The 15434-nt window shown below is 53.4% G+C and carries 16 protein-coding genes; 8 read left to right on the top strand and 8 right to left on the bottom strand.

The genetic code is table 11. The features are described from left to right. Nucleotides 1-50: 50 nt before the first annotated feature. The 4 genes from alaS (at nt 51) to QEH59_RS07220 (ending at nt 4714) form a co-directional block, all read left to right on the top strand. Nucleotides 51-2867 (top strand): alanine--tRNA ligase, encoded by a 2817-nt coding sequence (alaS, locus tag QEH59_RS07205; RefSeq protein WP_308984692.1) that lies wholly within the window; start codon nt 51-53, stop codon nt 2865-2867. Between the two features lie 51 nt (nt 2868-2918). After that, nucleotides 2919-3404 (top strand): GNAT family N-acetyltransferase, encoded by a 486-nt coding sequence (locus QEH59_RS07210; RefSeq protein ID WP_308984693.1) that lies wholly within the window; start codon nt 2919-2921, stop codon nt 3402-3404. A gap of 200 nt (nt 3405-3604) precedes the next feature. Continuing rightward, entirely contained in the window at nt 3605-4171 is a 567-nt protein-coding gene (locus tag QEH59_RS07215; protein ID WP_308984694.1) for a cob(I)yrinic acid a,c-diamide adenosyltransferase, read from the top strand. Between the two features lie 75 nt (nt 4172-4246). Beyond that, the gene (locus QEH59_RS07220; RefSeq protein ID WP_308984695.1) at nt 4247-4714 is read left to right on the top strand and encodes a superoxide dismutase [Ni]; all 468 of its coding nucleotides are present in this window, start codon (nt 4247-4249) and stop codon (nt 4712-4714) included. Here the strand turns inward: QEH59_RS07220 and ispF are convergent. From ispF to QEH59_RS07245, 5 genes are all read right to left on the bottom strand, one after another. Beyond that, nucleotides 4711-5229 (bottom strand): 2-C-methyl-D-erythritol 2,4-cyclodiphosphate synthase, encoded by a 519-nt coding sequence (gene ispF, locus QEH59_RS07225; RefSeq protein WP_308984696.1) that lies wholly within the window; start codon nt 5227-5229, stop codon nt 4711-4713. The two genes, QEH59_RS07220 and ispF, sit on opposite strands and share 4 nt — an antisense overlap. A 3-nt stretch (nt 5230-5232) precedes the next feature. Continuing rightward, nucleotides 5233-5637 (bottom strand): nucleoside-diphosphate kinase, encoded by a 405-nt coding sequence (gene ndk / locus QEH59_RS07230; protein WP_308950691.1) that lies wholly within the window; start codon nt 5635-5637, stop codon nt 5233-5235. A 121-nt stretch (nt 5638-5758) separates the two neighbouring features. Further along, on the bottom strand, nt 5759-6352 hold the full coding sequence (gene rdgB / locus QEH59_RS07235; RefSeq protein ID WP_308984697.1) for an RdgB/HAM1 family non-canonical purine NTP pyrophosphatase: 594 nt from the start codon (nt 6350-6352) through the stop codon (nt 5759-5761). Beyond that, the gene (gene ribD / locus QEH59_RS07240; RefSeq protein WP_308984698.1) at nt 6349-7467 is read right to left on the bottom strand and encodes a bifunctional diaminohydroxyphosphoribosylaminopyrimidine deaminase/5-amino-6-(5-phosphoribosylamino)uracil reductase RibD; all 1119 of its coding nucleotides are present in this window, start codon (nt 7465-7467) and stop codon (nt 6349-6351) included. Before ribD ends, rdgB begins: the two co-directional genes overlap by 4 nt. Beyond that, nucleotides 7467-8189 carry an MBL fold metallo-hydrolase gene (locus QEH59_RS07245; RefSeq protein ID WP_308984699.1) on the bottom strand — a complete coding sequence of 241 codons (723 nt, stop codon included), beginning with the start codon at nt 8187-8189 and terminating at the stop codon, nt 7467-7469. Before QEH59_RS07245 ends, ribD begins: the two co-directional genes overlap by 1 nt. Before the next feature lie 28 nt (nt 8190-8217). Here QEH59_RS07245 and QEH59_RS07250 point away from each other — a divergent pair, with 28 nt between their 5' ends. The 4 genes from QEH59_RS07250 to QEH59_RS07265 all read left to right on the top strand — a co-directional run bounded on the left by QEH59_RS07250 (nt 8218) and on the right by QEH59_RS07265 (nt 12165). Then, nucleotides 8218-9345: a glycosyltransferase family 4 protein gene (locus QEH59_RS07250; protein ID WP_308984700.1), complete on the top strand. Its 1128-nt coding sequence runs from the start codon at nt 8218-8220 to the stop codon at nt 9343-9345. A gap of 77 nt (nt 9346-9422) precedes the next feature. Further along, on the top strand, nt 9423-10325 hold the full coding sequence (locus QEH59_RS07255; RefSeq protein WP_308984701.1) for a tetratricopeptide repeat protein: 903 nt from the start codon (nt 9423-9425) through the stop codon (nt 10323-10325). A 100-nt stretch (nt 10326-10425) separates the two neighbouring features. Next, nucleotides 10426-11337: a C39 family peptidase gene (locus QEH59_RS07260; RefSeq protein WP_308984702.1), complete on the top strand. Its 912-nt coding sequence runs from the start codon at nt 10426-10428 to the stop codon at nt 11335-11337. A 12-nt stretch (nt 11338-11349) separates the two neighbouring features. After that, nucleotides 11350-12165 (top strand): rhomboid family intramembrane serine protease, encoded by an 816-nt coding sequence (locus tag QEH59_RS07265; protein ID WP_308984703.1) that lies wholly within the window; start codon nt 11350-11352, stop codon nt 12163-12165. Between the two features lie 90 nt (nt 12166-12255). Here the strand turns inward: QEH59_RS07265 and QEH59_RS07270 are convergent, their stop codons facing one another. The 3 genes from QEH59_RS07270 to murQ form a co-directional block, all read right to left on the bottom strand. Beyond that, entirely contained in the window at nt 12256-12633 is a 378-nt protein-coding gene (locus tag QEH59_RS07270) for an Hsp20/alpha crystallin family protein (RefSeq protein ID WP_308984704.1), read from the bottom strand. A 27-nt stretch (nt 12634-12660) separates the two neighbouring features. Next, nucleotides 12661-13092: an Hsp20/alpha crystallin family protein gene (locus QEH59_RS07275; RefSeq protein WP_308984705.1), complete on the bottom strand. Its 432-nt coding sequence runs from the start codon at nt 13090-13092 to the stop codon at nt 12661-12663. Between the two features lie 235 nt (nt 13093-13327). Beyond that, nucleotides 13328-15370, bottom strand: coding sequence for an N-acetylmuramic acid 6-phosphate etherase (gene murQ / locus QEH59_RS07280; RefSeq protein ID WP_308984706.1), 2043 nt, complete (start codon nt 15368-15370; stop codon nt 13328-13330). Nucleotides 15371-15434 lie beyond the last annotated feature (64 nt).

The following is a 15434-nucleotide window of genomic DNA, read 5'->3' on the forward strand; positions in this document are numbered from 1 at the left end:
CTGCGTTTATCCGCGTCCATCTGCGGCAAAAACAAACGTTCCCATTTCCCATGAAATCATCCGCCGAAATCCGTCAGTCCTTTATGGACTTCTTTGCCTCGAAACAGCACACCATCGTGCCGTCTGCTTCCTTGATGCCGCAGTCGCCGGGCTTGTTGTTTACCAATGCGGGTATGAATCAGTTCGTGCCCTACTTCCTCGGCACGGAAAAGGCGCCCTACTCACCCGCTCGCGCAGCGGACACCCAGAAGTGCATCCGCGCCGGCGGTAAGCATAACGACCTGGAAGATGTGGGCTACGATACCTATCACCACACCTTCTTCGAGATGCTGGGCAATTGGTCCTTTGGCAACTATTTCAAAAAGGAAGCGATCGAATGGGGCTGGGAATTAATCGTCGATGTCTGGGGCGTGCCGGCCAGCCGCCTCTACGCCACCGTCTATGCGCCCTCCGAAGGCGACCCTTCCAGTTTCGATCAGGAAGCCTACGATTTCTGGGCCGCTCTCTTCGAGAAAAAAGGCCTCGATCCCAAGAAGCACATCATCAACGGCAACGTGAAGGATAACTTCTGGATGATGGGCGAGACCGGCCCCTGCGGTCCTTGCTCCGAGCTGCACGTGGACCTCACCCCCAACGGCGACAGCGAAGGCAAACTGGTCAATATGGACTCCGACCTCTGCATTGAGATCTGGAACCTAGTCTTCATCCAATACAATGCGGAGGCCGACGGCAGCTTCCGCGATCTGCCCGCCAAGCATGTCGACACCGGCATGGGCTTCGAGCGCGCCTGCTCGCTGATCCAAAACACCAAGGGCTTTACAGACTTCTCTCAAAAGCCCAGCAACTACGCGACCGACGTCTTCCAACCGATCTTCCGCAAGCTGGAAGCACTCAGCGGCAAGACCTACGCCGACATCTATCCTGAATCGGTCGAGAGTGACAAATCACAACTCTCCACCGAGATGAAGGAAGCCATCGCTTTCCGCGTGATCGCCGACCACATCCGCACGCTCGCATTTTCCCTGGCCGATGGCATTCTACTCGGCAACACTGGGCGCAACTATGTGTTGCGTCGCATCCTGCGCCGCGCGGTGCGCTACGGCCGCACCCTCGGCTTCTCCAGTGCACAAACCTTCCTGCCCGAACTGGTCGACACCTTGGTCGATGAAATGGCAGGCGTCTTTCCCGAACTCAAAAACCGCGCCGCAGCGATCAAAGAAAATCTACAGCGCGAAGAAGCCAGCTTCAACGAAACTCTGGACCGTGGCTTGGCCATGTTTGAAGAGGAAGTCGACGGCCTAAAAGGACAACTGAGTGGCGAGTTCGCCTTCAAACTCTACGACACCTTCGGCTTCCCGATCGACCTGACTCAATTGCTCTGCGCCGAGCGCGCGCTCAAAGTCGACATGGACACCTTCGAGAAATTGATGGAGCAGCAACGCGAACTCGGCCGCAAAGCCCGCACCCAACAACTCGTGCGCGCCGCGGACATCGCCACCGAGGCCAGCACCGAATTTACCGGCTTCGAAGAAGATAGCAGCACCGCCACTGTGCTGGAAATCCACACACAAGAAGACGCCCTGCTCGTGATCACCGACCGCACCCCCTTCTACGCAGAAATGGGCGGACAACTCGGCGACCAGGGCACCCTCACGCTAGGCGATGCCGAATATCCCGTCAGCGCGGTACAACAGCTCAGCGCCGCACGCGCCCACAGCCTGCCCGTGGATGCCAAGATCGCCGTGGGCGACCAAGTCACCCTCAGCATCGATCCCAACCGCCGCCGCCCGATCGAAGCACACCACACAGCCACTCACTTACTGCACTGGGCCTTGCACGAGATCGTTTCCAGCGATGCCGCACAGCAAGGTTCGATGGTCAGCCGCAACCGCCTGCGCTTCGACTTTAACTCCGGCGCACTCACGCCCGAGCAGATCGATCAGATCGAATCCAAAGTCAACGCTCACATCGAAGCCGGCGAACCCGTCAGCTGGATCGAAGTGCCCCACGACGACGTCAAGGGCCGCTCCGACATCCAACAATTCTTTGGCGACAAATATGGCGACAAAGTGCGGGTCGTACAAATCGGTGGCCAGCCTCAGCAATTGGACGGCTACTCAATGGAACTCTGTGGCGGCACCCACGTGCGCAACACCAAGGACATCGGCTTATTTAAAATCAAATCCGAGGGCGCCATCGCCTCCGGCATTCGCCGCATCGAAGCCGTTTGCGGCATCGCCGCCTACGATTGGACCCGCAGCGTGGTCGAGAAATCCGCCGAAGAAAAGAAAGAGCTACGCAGCCGCCTGAATGCGCTCAACGAGCAACTCAGCGCACTCGACGCCGAGCCGGTCCACTTCCCACAGTTTCCGCACATCATGACTGGCATGCTGGATAAGGGCACCTTCGAGCAAAAGAACCAAGTCTTCAAAGATCTACTGGCACACCTGCAAGGGCTCAAAGCCGCCACCGTGGAAGCCGACAAAGCGCTCAAAAAAGCGCAAACCGCCGGCGCGGCCAAGGCCGCCCACGCCATGCTGAGCGAGCTCGACCTTTCCGGTAATCTCGTCATTGCCACCGAAGGCCCCGCCGCACTGCTGCAAGAGTTGCTCAATGGGCTGAAGTCGCAGCAATTTGCGCAAGCCGCCTTCCTGATCGTCGACGACGGCGAGAAACTCTACCTCGGCGCCCTCTGTGGCAGCAGCGCTAAGGACAACGGCCTGATGGCCGGCAAGCTGATCCAAAGCCTCGCGCCCATCGCCGGCGGTAAAGGCGGCGGCAAGCCCGACATGGCCCGCGGCGCCGCCCCCGAGCGCGACAAAGCCGAAGAATTGGCTACGAAAGCAAAGGAAGCACTGGGCGCATAATTCACGCCCCGGGGCGTCCGGAAAGAACCACCATTCGAACCAAGTCGCAGCATGGACATTCGCTTATCAGAACAAAGCGATGCAGCCGGCATCTGGGAAATCTTCCAGCAAGTCATCGCATCGGCCGACAGCTATGTATTCCCGCAAGACGCCGACCAAGCACTTTTTCAGAAGCACTGGATGAAGTATCGGCCCATCGTGGCGACCGAGAATGAGCAGATCGTAGGCAGCTACATCATCAAAGAAAACCAAATGGGATTGGGCAACCACATCGCCAATGGTTCATACATGGTGCACCCCGATCATCACGGGAAAGGGATCGGAAAAAAGCTCGGTCAACACTCACTCGAGCTAGCCAGAGCCCGCGGCTTCAAAGCCATGCAATTCAACATCGTCGTCGCCACCAATGCGCCCGCAGTCGCGCTCTGGAAAAAGCTCGGCTTCCGCATCATTGGCACCACGCCCAAAGCCTTCCGTCATCCCCAACACGGCTACGTCGATGCACATATCATGTACCGAGATCTCCAGCACGACTAGAACGCTCACTCCTACAAAGAAAACGCATCCCAAAGGTAAGCGTCACGGCTTCAGCCGTTCCACATCGCCCAAGCCAATCCGACGCAAAGCGCTGAAGCCGTTCCCTCCATGCCAAAAGAATCACTACTGCTTCAATAAATATCCGAGACTTCACTTGATTGCGCTGCTCTAAAATGAAATCGTCACTCTAAACGAGGGGTATGTCTAATTCTACCCCAACAGTTACTGTTATAATTCATATGAGCATAGCAACCAAACGAGGCGACGACGGCACAACGGCCCTACTTTTTAATAAGCGGGTGCCTAAAACTCATCCGCGAGTAATGACCTACGGGCGCATCGATGAACTGACCTCCGCCATCGGCCTCTGCCGCGCGCACTCGGATCAACCCGCAACAAAAGAGCTATTACTCTCGGTTCAAAAGCAACTCATCAACTACATGGGTGAGCTCGCCACCGACGACGCCGACCAGGCCCGCTACCTTGAAAAATATGGCGACCAGGCAATCAGTAAGGCAATGATTGACCATCTCACCGACCTGGTGACGGAAAAAGAAAAAGACATACAATTCAAGGGATGGAGTTTTCCAGGCGATACTCTAGCAGACGCATTTTTCGACAGTGCCCGCACCACATGCCGCCGGGCCGAACGCGGCGTGGTGGCCCTGAAGGAATCTGGCGCGACGGTGAGACTGGAATTAGTGCAGTATCTAAACCGGCTCGCTGACCTGCTGTGGCTATTGGGCCGAGAACACACTGACTCATAATTCCAAATTGTATAAATCCGTAATAAATAGAAACCCTAGTTTGCATTTTTCCTGATTGAAGTAAGAGTGTCGCCTATGAAAAATCTCTATATACTAACTATCGCCCTAGCTTCCCTTTTCTCCACAGCTTCACTCAGTGCACACTGCCAAGTGCCCTGCGGAATATATGGAGATGAGATGAAGTTTGGTGAGCTGGAACAGCACATTGAAACCATCGCAAAAGCCAGTAAGAGCATTCGCGAAATCGCAGCCAAGGATACTCTCACTGCGCAAGATCAACAGCAATTGATTCGCTGGACGAACAACAAAGAAAGTCACGCTCAAAAGATTATAGATGAAACAGCAAACTACTTTCTAGCACAACGCATCAAAGCAGACGCAGACCACTACACAGATAAGCTGGAAGTGCTTCACCACATTATAGTGTATTCAATGAAATCCAAGCAAAGCGTTGAAGCTGAACCAGTGGAAACACTCGCAAAAAAATTAGCCGCCTTTAAAGAGCTTTACCTCGACCACGACCACGAACATCACACGCATTAAACGCCAGCCGCTCCTTCGCTGGGGGCCTGCACCACTGTCAGCACTGCAGACACGTGCATCCCCAAGCCTCGGCCGCAGTCGTTGAGTCCCTCGCCAGTGGTGGCGGTGATACATACATCCTCGACTTCAATTGCCAGTAGGCTGGCCAAAGAGGCACGCAAAGCGGGCACTTTAGGGTCAATCTTCGGGCGCAAACATTCCACGGCCACAGACAGATGACTAATCTGCCAAGCGCCGCCCCCCATCTTTGCGAGGTCTTCCAGGGCCACTGCGAGGTAAGCCTTGCTGTCGGTAATGCCCTGCTTGCACATGGCATCGGCCACAGCACCAATCACCGTGCGCCCGGTGACTCCGCTAATCGCATCGGTCACCGCGTGCAAAATGACATCGGCATCGCTATTGCCAGCCAGTGCCGGGGCATCCTCAAACTGGAGCCCTCCTAAAATAAAGGGACGGTCCGACTCGCCTTCGACGAATCGATGGCTGTCGAGACCGATCCCTGTTTTAACCTTCACTGTTTAGAGCTCTGGGAAAAAGCGTTTTTTCTCATCTGCAGCCGCTTCGGGACTGTCCGATGCGTGCACGACGTTTTGCATCATGTCAGTGCCAAGATCCCCGCGAATGGTGCCCTTAGCCGCTTCTTGAGAGTTTGTAGGACCGAGCAAATCACGGACCTTTGCAATCACGTCTTCGCCACGAAGAATCATAGGCATGACCGGGCGACTACTCATGAATTCTTCGATCTCAGGAAAGAAAGGCTTGTCGGCCACGTGTGCATAGTGCTCACGCAAGATGGGACCATCTAATTGCATAACTTTCGAGGCAACGATTTCGAAACCGGCCTTTTCAAAGCGTGAGATAACTTCACCTGCGACACGGTTTTTCATGCAGTCAGGTTTAAGAATGATAAGTGTTTCTTCCATAAGGTTTTAGTAGTGGGGGAATTGGGATGCAGTAGACTGCCCTCTTTGACAAGACAAAACCCTGTAAGTTTTACTGTAATATAGCCAAAGTCGTGAAGCTTCTGATCTCGGAATCAATCATTCATCCTTGCACACTTTCCCTGAGCGCTTGAACGGCGAGTGCCCGGTGGCTGAGTTGACTCTTGGTCGCTTCCCCGAGCTCAGCAAAGGACTCGGTGAAACCTTGCGGCACAAACACGGGATCATAGCCAAAGCCTTGCTTACCGCTCGGCTCGCTCGCAATGTGCCCCTCGCAGGCGCCGTCGAAGTATTGCTCACGCCCCTCGGGATCGATCAAGCAAAGCACACAACGGAAGCGTGCACTGCGCGTGGCTTCTGCGTGCTTAGCTAACTCGGTCAGCAACTTATTCAAGTTATCCAAATCATTGGCCCCCTCCCCTGCATAGCGCGCGGAATAGATGCCGGGCGCTCCGTCGAGCGCATCGACTTCAAGCCCTGAATCGTCAGACACGATCCATGCATCGGCAGGCGCTTGCGCGCGTAGTGCCAGCGCTTTGATCCGTGCATTGGCTGCAAAGCTACCGCCGTCCTCGACGACTTCGGGCATGCCGCCGCAAACTTTGGCAGAGTGAACTTCGAAACCGCAGTCAGCCAAGAGACCATCGAACTCTTCGACTTTGTGCGCGTTACCTGTGGCGACTATTAATTGCTTCATTTTTGTAGAAATCCTCGGGTTAAATGATCCTCTCCAAACTGTGCACGCCGCAATGCTTGCAGCGTCCAGGCTTGGTGCATGTGCTGCGTATTGCGCAGCGAGCCCAAGCCAGGCGCTGCCGCATCTGCGAGCAGTTTGGGGGCTTGGTAAATAAATAAGTAGTCCACCAAGGCCGACTCAATCACCCGCGTGGCGAGCCTGGGCCCGACTTCCACATAGACACCATAGATCTCGGCCTCGAGGCAACGCGCCCGAAAGGCCTGCCAATCGAGCTGCCCTTCCACCTCTGGCAAAATCCAGACTTCTATGTCATGACGAGCCGCTCGTGCCTGCAGCTCGGTCGCAGCCGATTCGGCACACAGCAGCACCGTATTGAACGCATAAGCATCCGAATATATCTGTGGCAATTGCGCCGGCTCCAGCGTCTTTAGACTACGATCAAAAACGAAGCGCTGCGGACACCAGACTTGCTCGCCGATGCGCGAGGTCAGGCTCGGGTTGTCGTGCAACACGGTATTCGCTCCCACCGCGATCGCGGGGAAGTAACGACGCCAACGCATGACGTCCGCCCGTGCCAACTCACCAGTCACCCAACGCGAATGCCCGGAAGCGGCCGCAAATTTTCCATCTAAGGTGAGCGCCATTTTGGCGGCGATTAGCGGCGTATTCTGCGTGATCCAATGATTGAAAATAAGATTCAAGTCGGCGCACTCCTGCGCCAATACGCCCGAAGTCACAGTGATGCCGGCCTCGCGAAGAATCGCCAAGCCACGCCCGGCATGAGCTGGATTCGGGTCCTGCGCGCCCACCACCACAGCTGCGAATCCGGCCGCGATAATCGCATCCGTGCACGCGCCCGTGCGCCCGCAAGTGCTGCAGGGCTCAAGTGTCACATAGATCTTCGCCCCGTCCGCAGGTTTGCGCCCCAAGGCCCGGATCGCCTCAATCTCGGCATGCGCTTGCCCGGCCGCATGGTGCCAACCTTCAGCCACGATCTCGCCGTCTTCGACGATGACAGCGCCCACCATCGGGTTCGGGTGCGTCTGTCCCCATGCTCGCTGCGCCAGTTCCAGCGCCCGCCGCATAAAGCGTTCATCTTTGAGCGGATCCGACATTACCCTTTCACGTAAGGATTACTTGCCTTTTCCTGAATCACCGAAGTCGCCGGACCGTGGCCCGGATAGAGAGTGGTCTCATCTGGCAAAGTATAGACCTGAGTCTTAATCGATTTTTCCAATACCGAGAAATCCCCGCCCGGCAGGTCATAGCGTCCCACGCTGCCTGCAAAGATGACATCCCCCACGATGGCGGCTTTTTCGCTGGCGATGTAGACCAAGACATTGCCAGGGCAGTGCCCCGGCACATGACGAATCTCCATCTGTGTGCCTAGCAGCTCGAGCTGATCGCCGCCTTGAATCCAATGGTCAATCGGCACTTCCTTCAACTCCAGCCCGGGGATCGCGTAGCTGGCCATTTTGGACGGCGCAGCAAACATCTCGCGATCGTCCGCATGTCCATAGGTAGGCACGCCCGCCGCGGCGAACTGATGCCCATCCAAAATATGATCCCAGTGCCCATGCGTCAAAATGAGGGCAACAATTTTGCAGCCATGCTTATCCGCCACTTGCTGCGCCCACGCATACGCATCGGCAGGCGCATCGATAATCACACATTGCTGCAGCGATGGCTCAATCAGGGCAAAGGCATTGGTGCCAATCGGAGGGAGTTCTTGAAATTCGATAATCATGATGCGGCTGACGATGCAGGCCACGGCGCCGGTTTCAATCCGTAAGTATTGAGCGGTCACCAGATTGTCACAATGCCGCACTTGCGCCATGATTCTGGGCCTCTAGGTTGCGCGCCCTATGCATATTGCACTTGTTACGGAAACCTACCCGCCGGAGGTCAACGGCGTGGCAATGACGAATCAGCGCCTCGTGCGTGGTCTACTCGCCAAAGGGCATCGCATCACACTGATCAAGCCGCGCCATCAAGAGGCCCCACCCGCCGAGCACGCCTCCTTACAGGTGCACGAAGTCTTTGGCATCCCGATTCCCAACTACGCGGGCCTCAAACTCGGCCTGCCTCGCCCAGGTGAGCTCGAACGCCTATTTGAAGCAGACAAACCTGACATCGTGCACGTCGCCACCGAAGGGCCGCTGGGCTTCTCCTCGCTGCGCTCGGCCCGCAAGTTACGCATCCCCGTCAGCTCGACCTTTCATACCAACTTCCAGGATTACTGCGCCGATTACGGAGCCGCCTTTGCTGCGCGCTGGATGATGGCCTACCTGCGCTGGTTTCACAATCAGTGTGCCCTCACCACCGTGCCCGACCCCAGTCTCATCCAACGCCTGGAAAAAGACGGCGTCCAACGCCTGCAAATGCTAGGCCGTGGCGCAGACACCGTGCTGTTTAGCCCCGACAAGCGCGACCCCGAACTGCGTCGCAGCTGGGGCGCCGCAGCCCACAGCCCGGTTGCGCTCTATGTGGGCCGAGTCGCCGCCGAAAAGGACATTCCGCTCACACTCGAAGCATGGGCAGCCGCACGCAAGCATTGCCCCGAGCTCAAGATGGTGGTCGTGGGCGATGGGCCCGTGCGCAAGAAATTGGAACGCCAGTGGCCCGAGGTGCACTTTGCAGGCATGCGTTATGATGAGGACCTCGCACGCCATTACGCCTCCGCCGACATCTTTATCTTTGCCAGCACCAGCGAAACCTTCGGCAACGTCGTGATCGAAGCTATGGCCAGCGGACTCGCGGTCATCACCTATGATTACGCTGCCGGCAAACAGTTCATCCAGTCCGGGTCCAATGGACATTTAGTACCATTAGGAGATCGCCAGGCCTTCATTCGCAGCGCTGAAACCATTGTTCAACAGCACTCGAATGGATCTCTTATTCAAGCAGCCGCACGGGCCACTGCCGCGAACTATCCATGGTCATATACCATAGATCAATTCGCCAAATTATTAGAGAACGCAGCTAATAGGTAAAAAAACTTTGCCACAAATTGACATTGTGCCAAAGGCAACTGAATCTAGTCTGTAGCACAATGCCAATCCTTCAAAGAATGATTCTCTCTAATTTACAGTCCAGCTGCTTAGCGTTCTTATTCTGCATTTTGACGCTGACGCTGACTGCGCAAAAAAGCCCAAGCTACGATCCGGTGCTGAATCAGAATCCTCTAGTATCCGATGCTTACAAGCTACTGGATGTAGGGGATACAGAGCAGGCACTCGAGAATTTCCAACAAGCATTAAGCCAGAATCAGGACGACCTCTCCGCTCGCTTGGGACAAGCCATGATTTTAGCCGAACTGGAACGACATGCCGAAGCATTTGAATCTTACGACAGTATTGTACAAAGCTATCCTAGGCACGCATTCGCTTGGAATGGACGCGGACTCGCAGCGTTCAACATGGAAGACTTTGACACTGCACTTCAATCCTTCAAACAAGCCACAGCTGAGCAACCAATCAACGGTTTCTTTTATGAAACGCTGGCATGGACACAAATGTGCCGCGGAGATTTCTCCAGTGCGGCCATGTCTGCCAAGACAGCCACTTTGATGTATAACAGAAAAAGCGAAAATTCAGTTTATCCACAGCTGATTGCCTACTTTGCTTATTTGGAAACAGGGGATCTATCCAACGCGCACGCATCACTCAAATATGCCGCACGCAATAAACCGCACAATCGCTGGCCAGCCCCAGTCGTCGATTACTTAACAGACACGATCGATGCAGGTGAACTCATCAGTTTTGTCGGCGACAGTGCTCAGGAAACCGAAGCACATACTTACATTGGCCTCAAACTTAGAGCCAAGCAACAAAGCCACCTCGCAAAAGCCCATTTAGACTGGGTAGCTCGAAACGGCGATGCACGTGTCTTCGAATACACACTCGCACGCGCATTAAACCTACAAGATAACGTGGCACTTCTAGCCCCCAAGGCTGACACAGAAGCTCAATAGTCGCATGCTCCCGGTGAGGCTCCTACCCCTATTCATCATCGTCCAACTAACAGCGTTCGCGACGACATTCCCAGAGAAGTTGCAGCTCAAGAAAGTGCCTATGATTGTGCAAAAAGGCAACTATTGCGTGCCGGCCTCTGCCGCAATGATCGCACGATTTCACGGCATTGATACCGATCAAGACCAAGTCGCCAAACTGTCTTCAGAAATGTCAGCCAGTAACCAAGGCACATACCCAAGTGATATGTTATTAGCGATGGAAAAACTCGGCTTCAGCGGACACACACTCCATTGGACCAACGAAGTTGAATTTACGCAAACTGTGCTCCCAAAAATCCGACAAGCACTCAGCCAAACTGGCCCAATCTACATTTCATTTCGCCCGAACGTCTTCGGTCCAATGGGACACGGCTGCGTCATAGTCGGGTACGATGATCGCAAACAGGAACTCAGTTTGCACAATCCCTGGGGCAATGAATTCGAGCAATCATACGACCAAATCGCAATCGACGCATACGGCATCGTAGTCATCGCAGCGCCTGCAGCAGCCCCAGTCGCTACAGACGCATTCATTAGTGCGCTCAAATATAGCATACCAAAATTTGAAGGTAATTTCTGGCAGCTCAGCCAACGACTCGAGCACAAGCAACTGCCGCATGAATTAGTCTGGTGCAGCCGGCGAGATGCACGCGGGGATCAACGCTTTGCCCGTGATACTGCACGCGACGATGGGCGCATGATACTCGAACTGGCCTTTGAACGCAACCCAGCTGTTCTGATACCTTACAGCAATAAAGGAGTCACTGAGGCCTATCTATTCGTCACACGTCCTCCCGAAGGCGGTGCCCGCTTTCAAGTCAATCGCATCGATCGTCACGGTTGGCAAAATGCTGAGCTAATGACCCTCGGCAAACTCACCCGCAATTGGGTGACCGCCTTTCAAACAACTGACAGTAACGAAAAAATTTGGGAATTGCCCATGATCGAGTTGCATCCCCAGCCAAGCTTGTAAGGGTAGCCGCCTATGAAGAAGTTGGATAAGCTGGAAAAGCACCTAGGGTTCCTCGCGGTACCAAATGTCGTGATGTCACTGATCGTCGCGCAGCTCATAATCTATGCAGCGATGCTTACAGGTCGTGTTGAATTCGAAGCACTCTTACTGATCCCCAAGGCCGTTTATGCTGGCGAGTGGTGGCGACTATTCTCATTCCTCATCACACCGCCCTACGTTCCAGCGAGTCCCTTCCAAGCAATATTTTTGGCCTTTTTCTGGTATATTTTATGGATGATGAGTCAAGCACTGGAGGCACAATGGGGTATTTTCCGATTAAATCTCTTTTTACTCACCTGTGTACTGTTTGCGACTGCAGGAGCTTTTCTAGGACAGTTGATCGCACCGACAGGCACCATCTACATCGCCCCTAGGTTTCTCTATTACAGCCTCTTTCTGGCCTTCGCGACCTTGAATCCCAATATTCAGTTCTTAGTCATGTTCGTCATCCCGGTTAAAGTTAAATGGATGGCATGGATCCTAGTCGGTTTTGCATGTATTAGCTTACTGGCAATGCCGACTATCGGACATCGTATCGCCTTCATCGCTCCCTATCTGAGCTATCTAATCTTTTTTAAAGGCAACCTACGCGACTCCCTCACAAGTCGCCAACGCAGAGCAAAATTCGAGTCAGAACGCCGTCAAACTCTCGACGCTCCCCTACACAGCTGTGTTCAGTGTGATGCGAATGAAAAAACACACCCTGAGCGTGACTTTCGATACAAGTCCGTTGATAACGATATGGTCTGTATCTGCAACATCTGCCGTGAGAGCACCTCATCCGAATAATCACACCTGCTAACGCATGCCCTAAACAGCTAAAAAAAATCGGACGGCAACTATCGTCACCGCCCGATCGATTCACTCGACAACGATACGCTAACTAATTTGAATTTTGCGTGGCTTCACTTCGTCCGCCTTGGGCAGGCTCAGTTCAAGGATGCCATTTTCAACCTTAGCCTGAATATTGGCTTCGTTGACTGACACGTTGAGCCGTAAACAGAGACGATAGTCGCCTTCGTGAATTTCACGGCGTAAAGGGCGCCAAGCCTCCGGTACATCCTGAATGCGAGTGCCTACCACCGTAAGTGTGTCATCCTCAAGCGAAATGTCGACTCCATCACGGTTAACGCCAGGCAGACTAACGCGTACGTTAAACGCATCCTCATTTTCACTCACATCATAATGTGGACGCTGCCAATTACGCTCAGTCGCTTTTTTAGCCGGTTTTTGAATGGTATCTAATTGTGTGCTCATAATATATATTTTCCTTCCTTTAACATGTTAATTGACACTGATTTGTCGTGGCTTGCGGGCTTCTAACTTTGGCATGGTTACGGTCAGAATACCGTCCTTCATTGCCGCTGAAACCTGCTCCAAATCGACACCATCAGGAATCGATATCGATCGCTCGAACTGAGCGTGCAGAAGTTGTTTTTCTTCTTGGCTGTGTTCCTGACTCCGTAAGGTCAGCACTGCATTCTCTAGTTCAAGATCAATTTTTTCTTTGTTCACGCCGGGCAATTCGAAGCGAGCGAAATAATGTTGCTCGTCTTCATATAGATCCACAGCGGGTTGATTCAATCCAGCGTCTGAGGCCCAAAAATCATCCATAAATGAACCGATCCGCCCCAAAGTGGGCGCACCTAGATCAAATAAACGATTGAAGGCACTCGTTGCCTGTGATTGTGGGTATGCGTAACGTATTAATTTCATAGTTCTATTTTTCCTTTCTGTTGAATTTAACGTGGATTTCTTATTTGCAGGACAAATGCCAGACATTAAATAACACGCAACACACTGACATAAAGAAAGATACAGAATAGACCGCAAATCAAAATAGAGACATTAAGTCACAGTCACCTATCACTAAATATTCACACTGAAACATAGCGTCACAACGACACATGCATTTTGAAGTTCAGATGCGCTCAGCCCAGCACATTCCCAATCAAGTAAATTGGTTTGTAACGGCACTAACCGCAGCTCTGACATGTCCACCACTCTCATGGAGCAGTCGCTTTGCCGTATTGAGGCTCACAGCCGTATGAGCCATTACAATAGCGACTTTCATATTACCATCCGCCCGATCAAGCAAGTTAGCTGCAGCCGCCTCACTCTTCAAACCAGCTGCCAGCATTACGATGCGACGTGCTCGCACCTTAAGTTTCTGGTTGGATGGAATCATATCCACCATCTGGCCGCCATAGACTTTGCCCAATCGAATCATGGCAATAGTGCTCAGCATATTTAAAATTACTTTTTGAGCAGTACCGGCTTTCATTCGCGTAGAGCCAGCAATTATTTCAGCTCCGGTTGCCACTTCAATAGGAAAATCGGCCCATTCACTTAATAGCGCGGACTGATTACAGGATATCGAGATGGTCAAAGCACCGACTTCTCTAGCAATCTTCAAAGCACCAATACAAAACGGTGTCCGACCACTGGCCGCAATGGCGACCACCACATCTTTTTCTGTGACAGCACGTTCCTGCAAGTCGCGCCCTCCCTGGGCTTCATCATCTTCTGCCCCCTCAGATGGATACAGCAACGCCGACGTGCCACCTGCGATCACGCCTTGCACCTTCTCAAACGGGACTCCAAATGTGGGGGGGCATTCCGAGGCATCAAGCACTCCAAGGCGACCACTGGTTCCTGCGCCGACATAGAATAGCCGCCCTCCATCCGCTAAACGCGGATACATTGCTTCGATTGCGGACGCAATACTTGCAGCTGCCCCGGAAACAGCGGCAACTGCCTCCTGATTCGAGGCCGCGATCAACTTCACAATTCTCAGAGAATCCAAGGTATCCAGATCGCTCATCGCGGGATTCCCCCCTTCAGTTCCAAGCACAGACAGGTCGAGTCCCTGCCCCTGCTGTGACGGAGTCGGCGGCTCACTGGTTTCGACACGACAGGCCTCTACCGCAGAACGACTAGTGCGCTGCGAAACATTTGCAAAAGTTTGACTAAAATTCTCAGTAAAGTCAGTATGCACACCTCTTTCACAAGTATGCATTAAATAGCGCGCCCCACCAAATATCGGCGGCAAACTCGGGTGAATCAAATTCACACTCTGCACCAGATTCATCGCTGACAAATGAGTAGTAAAGGCATTTTTGATTTCCAAGGAGCGCCATAACCCACCCACGCACACAACAGAAAGAGGCGTTGCGAGGGCATACTTTTTAACAGCAAGCCCAATCGCATCCCGGAGCAGTTCAGCAGCTGAAAGAGCGACTGCAAACACGATTTCATTCGCAACCGCATCCCCCTCATTCGCAGCCCCACACACTAGCTCAGCTAAAGCCGCGATGCGACACTTGCCATCATCATAAACAACAGGGATCAGTTCAGCAGCCGTCGCCACATTCCACTTGCTCAAGATACGCTCCGTCAAAATGGTTGCCGCGCCCACACCATCATTCTCAGCCATAACAGCCTGCAAAGCACGTCGACCAAGGTCGTAAGCTCCGCCTTCATCACCAATTAAATAGCCCCAGCCACCGACACGAAACTCAGATCCTGCAGCATCAACACCATAGGCAATCGACCCAGTGCCAGCAATTAAAACCAGTCCCGGCAATTGCTCCACACCACTCCACAAGGCAGCGATGCCATCATGCATCACTTGCACAGTCTTTGCAGTTACAAAAAGTTGGCCAATAATTCGAGCAACGCATTCCTGACGCATCGGATTCGATCCCCCCGCAAAGGCAACTGAGACAGCCACCACCGAGTCTACAGAAATATGCGTCACGAGTTCCCGATAAACCTCAGCAAGCACCTCAGAGACTTCTCCCGCTGCGTCATTTGGATTTAAAGGGGCACTCAAGAGAATATGTGCCAGCACATGACCATCCGCTCGAAAAGCCACCGCCTCGGTTTTGGTACCACCTCCGTCAAGCGCGACAAAAATTTCAGAGTCAAAACAAGTATCGACAACTGGCACACCTACCTCTGCAACTTCTTTACTCGAACCTAAACGTCTCATCTAAATATTATAAAATAAGTGCCATTCAGAGCATCGTAGTCCGTAATGTCCAGATCATGCGGCA

This window comes from Thalassobacterium sedimentorum, from assembly GCF_031127905.1.
GTDB lineage: Bacteria > Verrucomicrobiota > Verrucomicrobiia > Opitutales > Coraliomargaritaceae > Thalassobacterium > Thalassobacterium sedimentorum.

Excerpts from the sequence above, each read along its gene's own strand:
- alaS (WP_308984692.1), top strand. The coding sequence starts at position 51 with ATGAAATCATCCGCCGAAATCCGTCAGTCCTTTATGGACTTCTTTGCC.
- QEH59_RS07210 (WP_308984693.1), top strand. The coding sequence starts at position 2,919 with ATGGACATTCGCTTATCAGAACAAAGCGATGCAGCCGGCATCTGGGAA.
- QEH59_RS07215 (WP_308984694.1), top strand. The coding sequence starts at position 3,605 with ATGTCTAATTCTACCCCAACAGTTACTGTTATAATTCATATGAGCATA.
- QEH59_RS07220 (WP_308984695.1), top strand. The coding sequence starts at position 4,247 with ATGAAAAATCTCTATATACTAACTATCGCCCTAGCTTCCCTTTTCTCC.
- ndk (WP_308950691.1), bottom strand. The coding sequence starts at position 5,637 with ATGGAAGAAACACTTATCATTCTTAAACCTGACTGCATGAAAAACCGT.
- rdgB (WP_308984697.1), bottom strand. The coding sequence starts at position 6,352 with ATGAAGCAATTAATAGTCGCCACAGGTAACGCGCACAAAGTCGAAGAG.
- ribD (WP_308984698.1), bottom strand. The coding sequence starts at position 7,467 with ATGTCGGATCCGCTCAAAGATGAACGCTTTATGCGGCGGGCGCTGGAA.
- QEH59_RS07245 (WP_308984699.1), bottom strand. The coding sequence starts at position 8,189 with ATGGCGCAAGTGCGGCATTGTGACAATCTGGTGACCGCTCAATACTTA.
- QEH59_RS07250 (WP_308984700.1), top strand. The coding sequence starts at position 8,218 with ATGCATATTGCACTTGTTACGGAAACCTACCCGCCGGAGGTCAACGGC.
- QEH59_RS07255 (WP_308984701.1), top strand. The coding sequence starts at position 9,423 with ATGATTCTCTCTAATTTACAGTCCAGCTGCTTAGCGTTCTTATTCTGC.
- QEH59_RS07260 (WP_308984702.1), top strand. The coding sequence starts at position 10,426 with ATGATTGTGCAAAAAGGCAACTATTGCGTGCCGGCCTCTGCCGCAATG.
- QEH59_RS07265 (WP_308984703.1), top strand. The coding sequence starts at position 11,350 with ATGAAGAAGTTGGATAAGCTGGAAAAGCACCTAGGGTTCCTCGCGGTA.
- QEH59_RS07270 (WP_308984704.1), bottom strand. The coding sequence starts at position 12,633 with ATGAGCACACAATTAGATACCATTCAAAAACCGGCTAAAAAAGCGACT.
- QEH59_RS07275 (WP_308984705.1), bottom strand. The coding sequence starts at position 13,092 with ATGAAATTAATACGTTACGCATACCCACAATCACAGGCAACGAGTGCC.
- murQ (WP_308984706.1), bottom strand. The coding sequence starts at position 15,370 with ATGAGACGTTTAGGTTCGAGTAAAGAAGTTGCAGAGGTAGGTGTGCCA.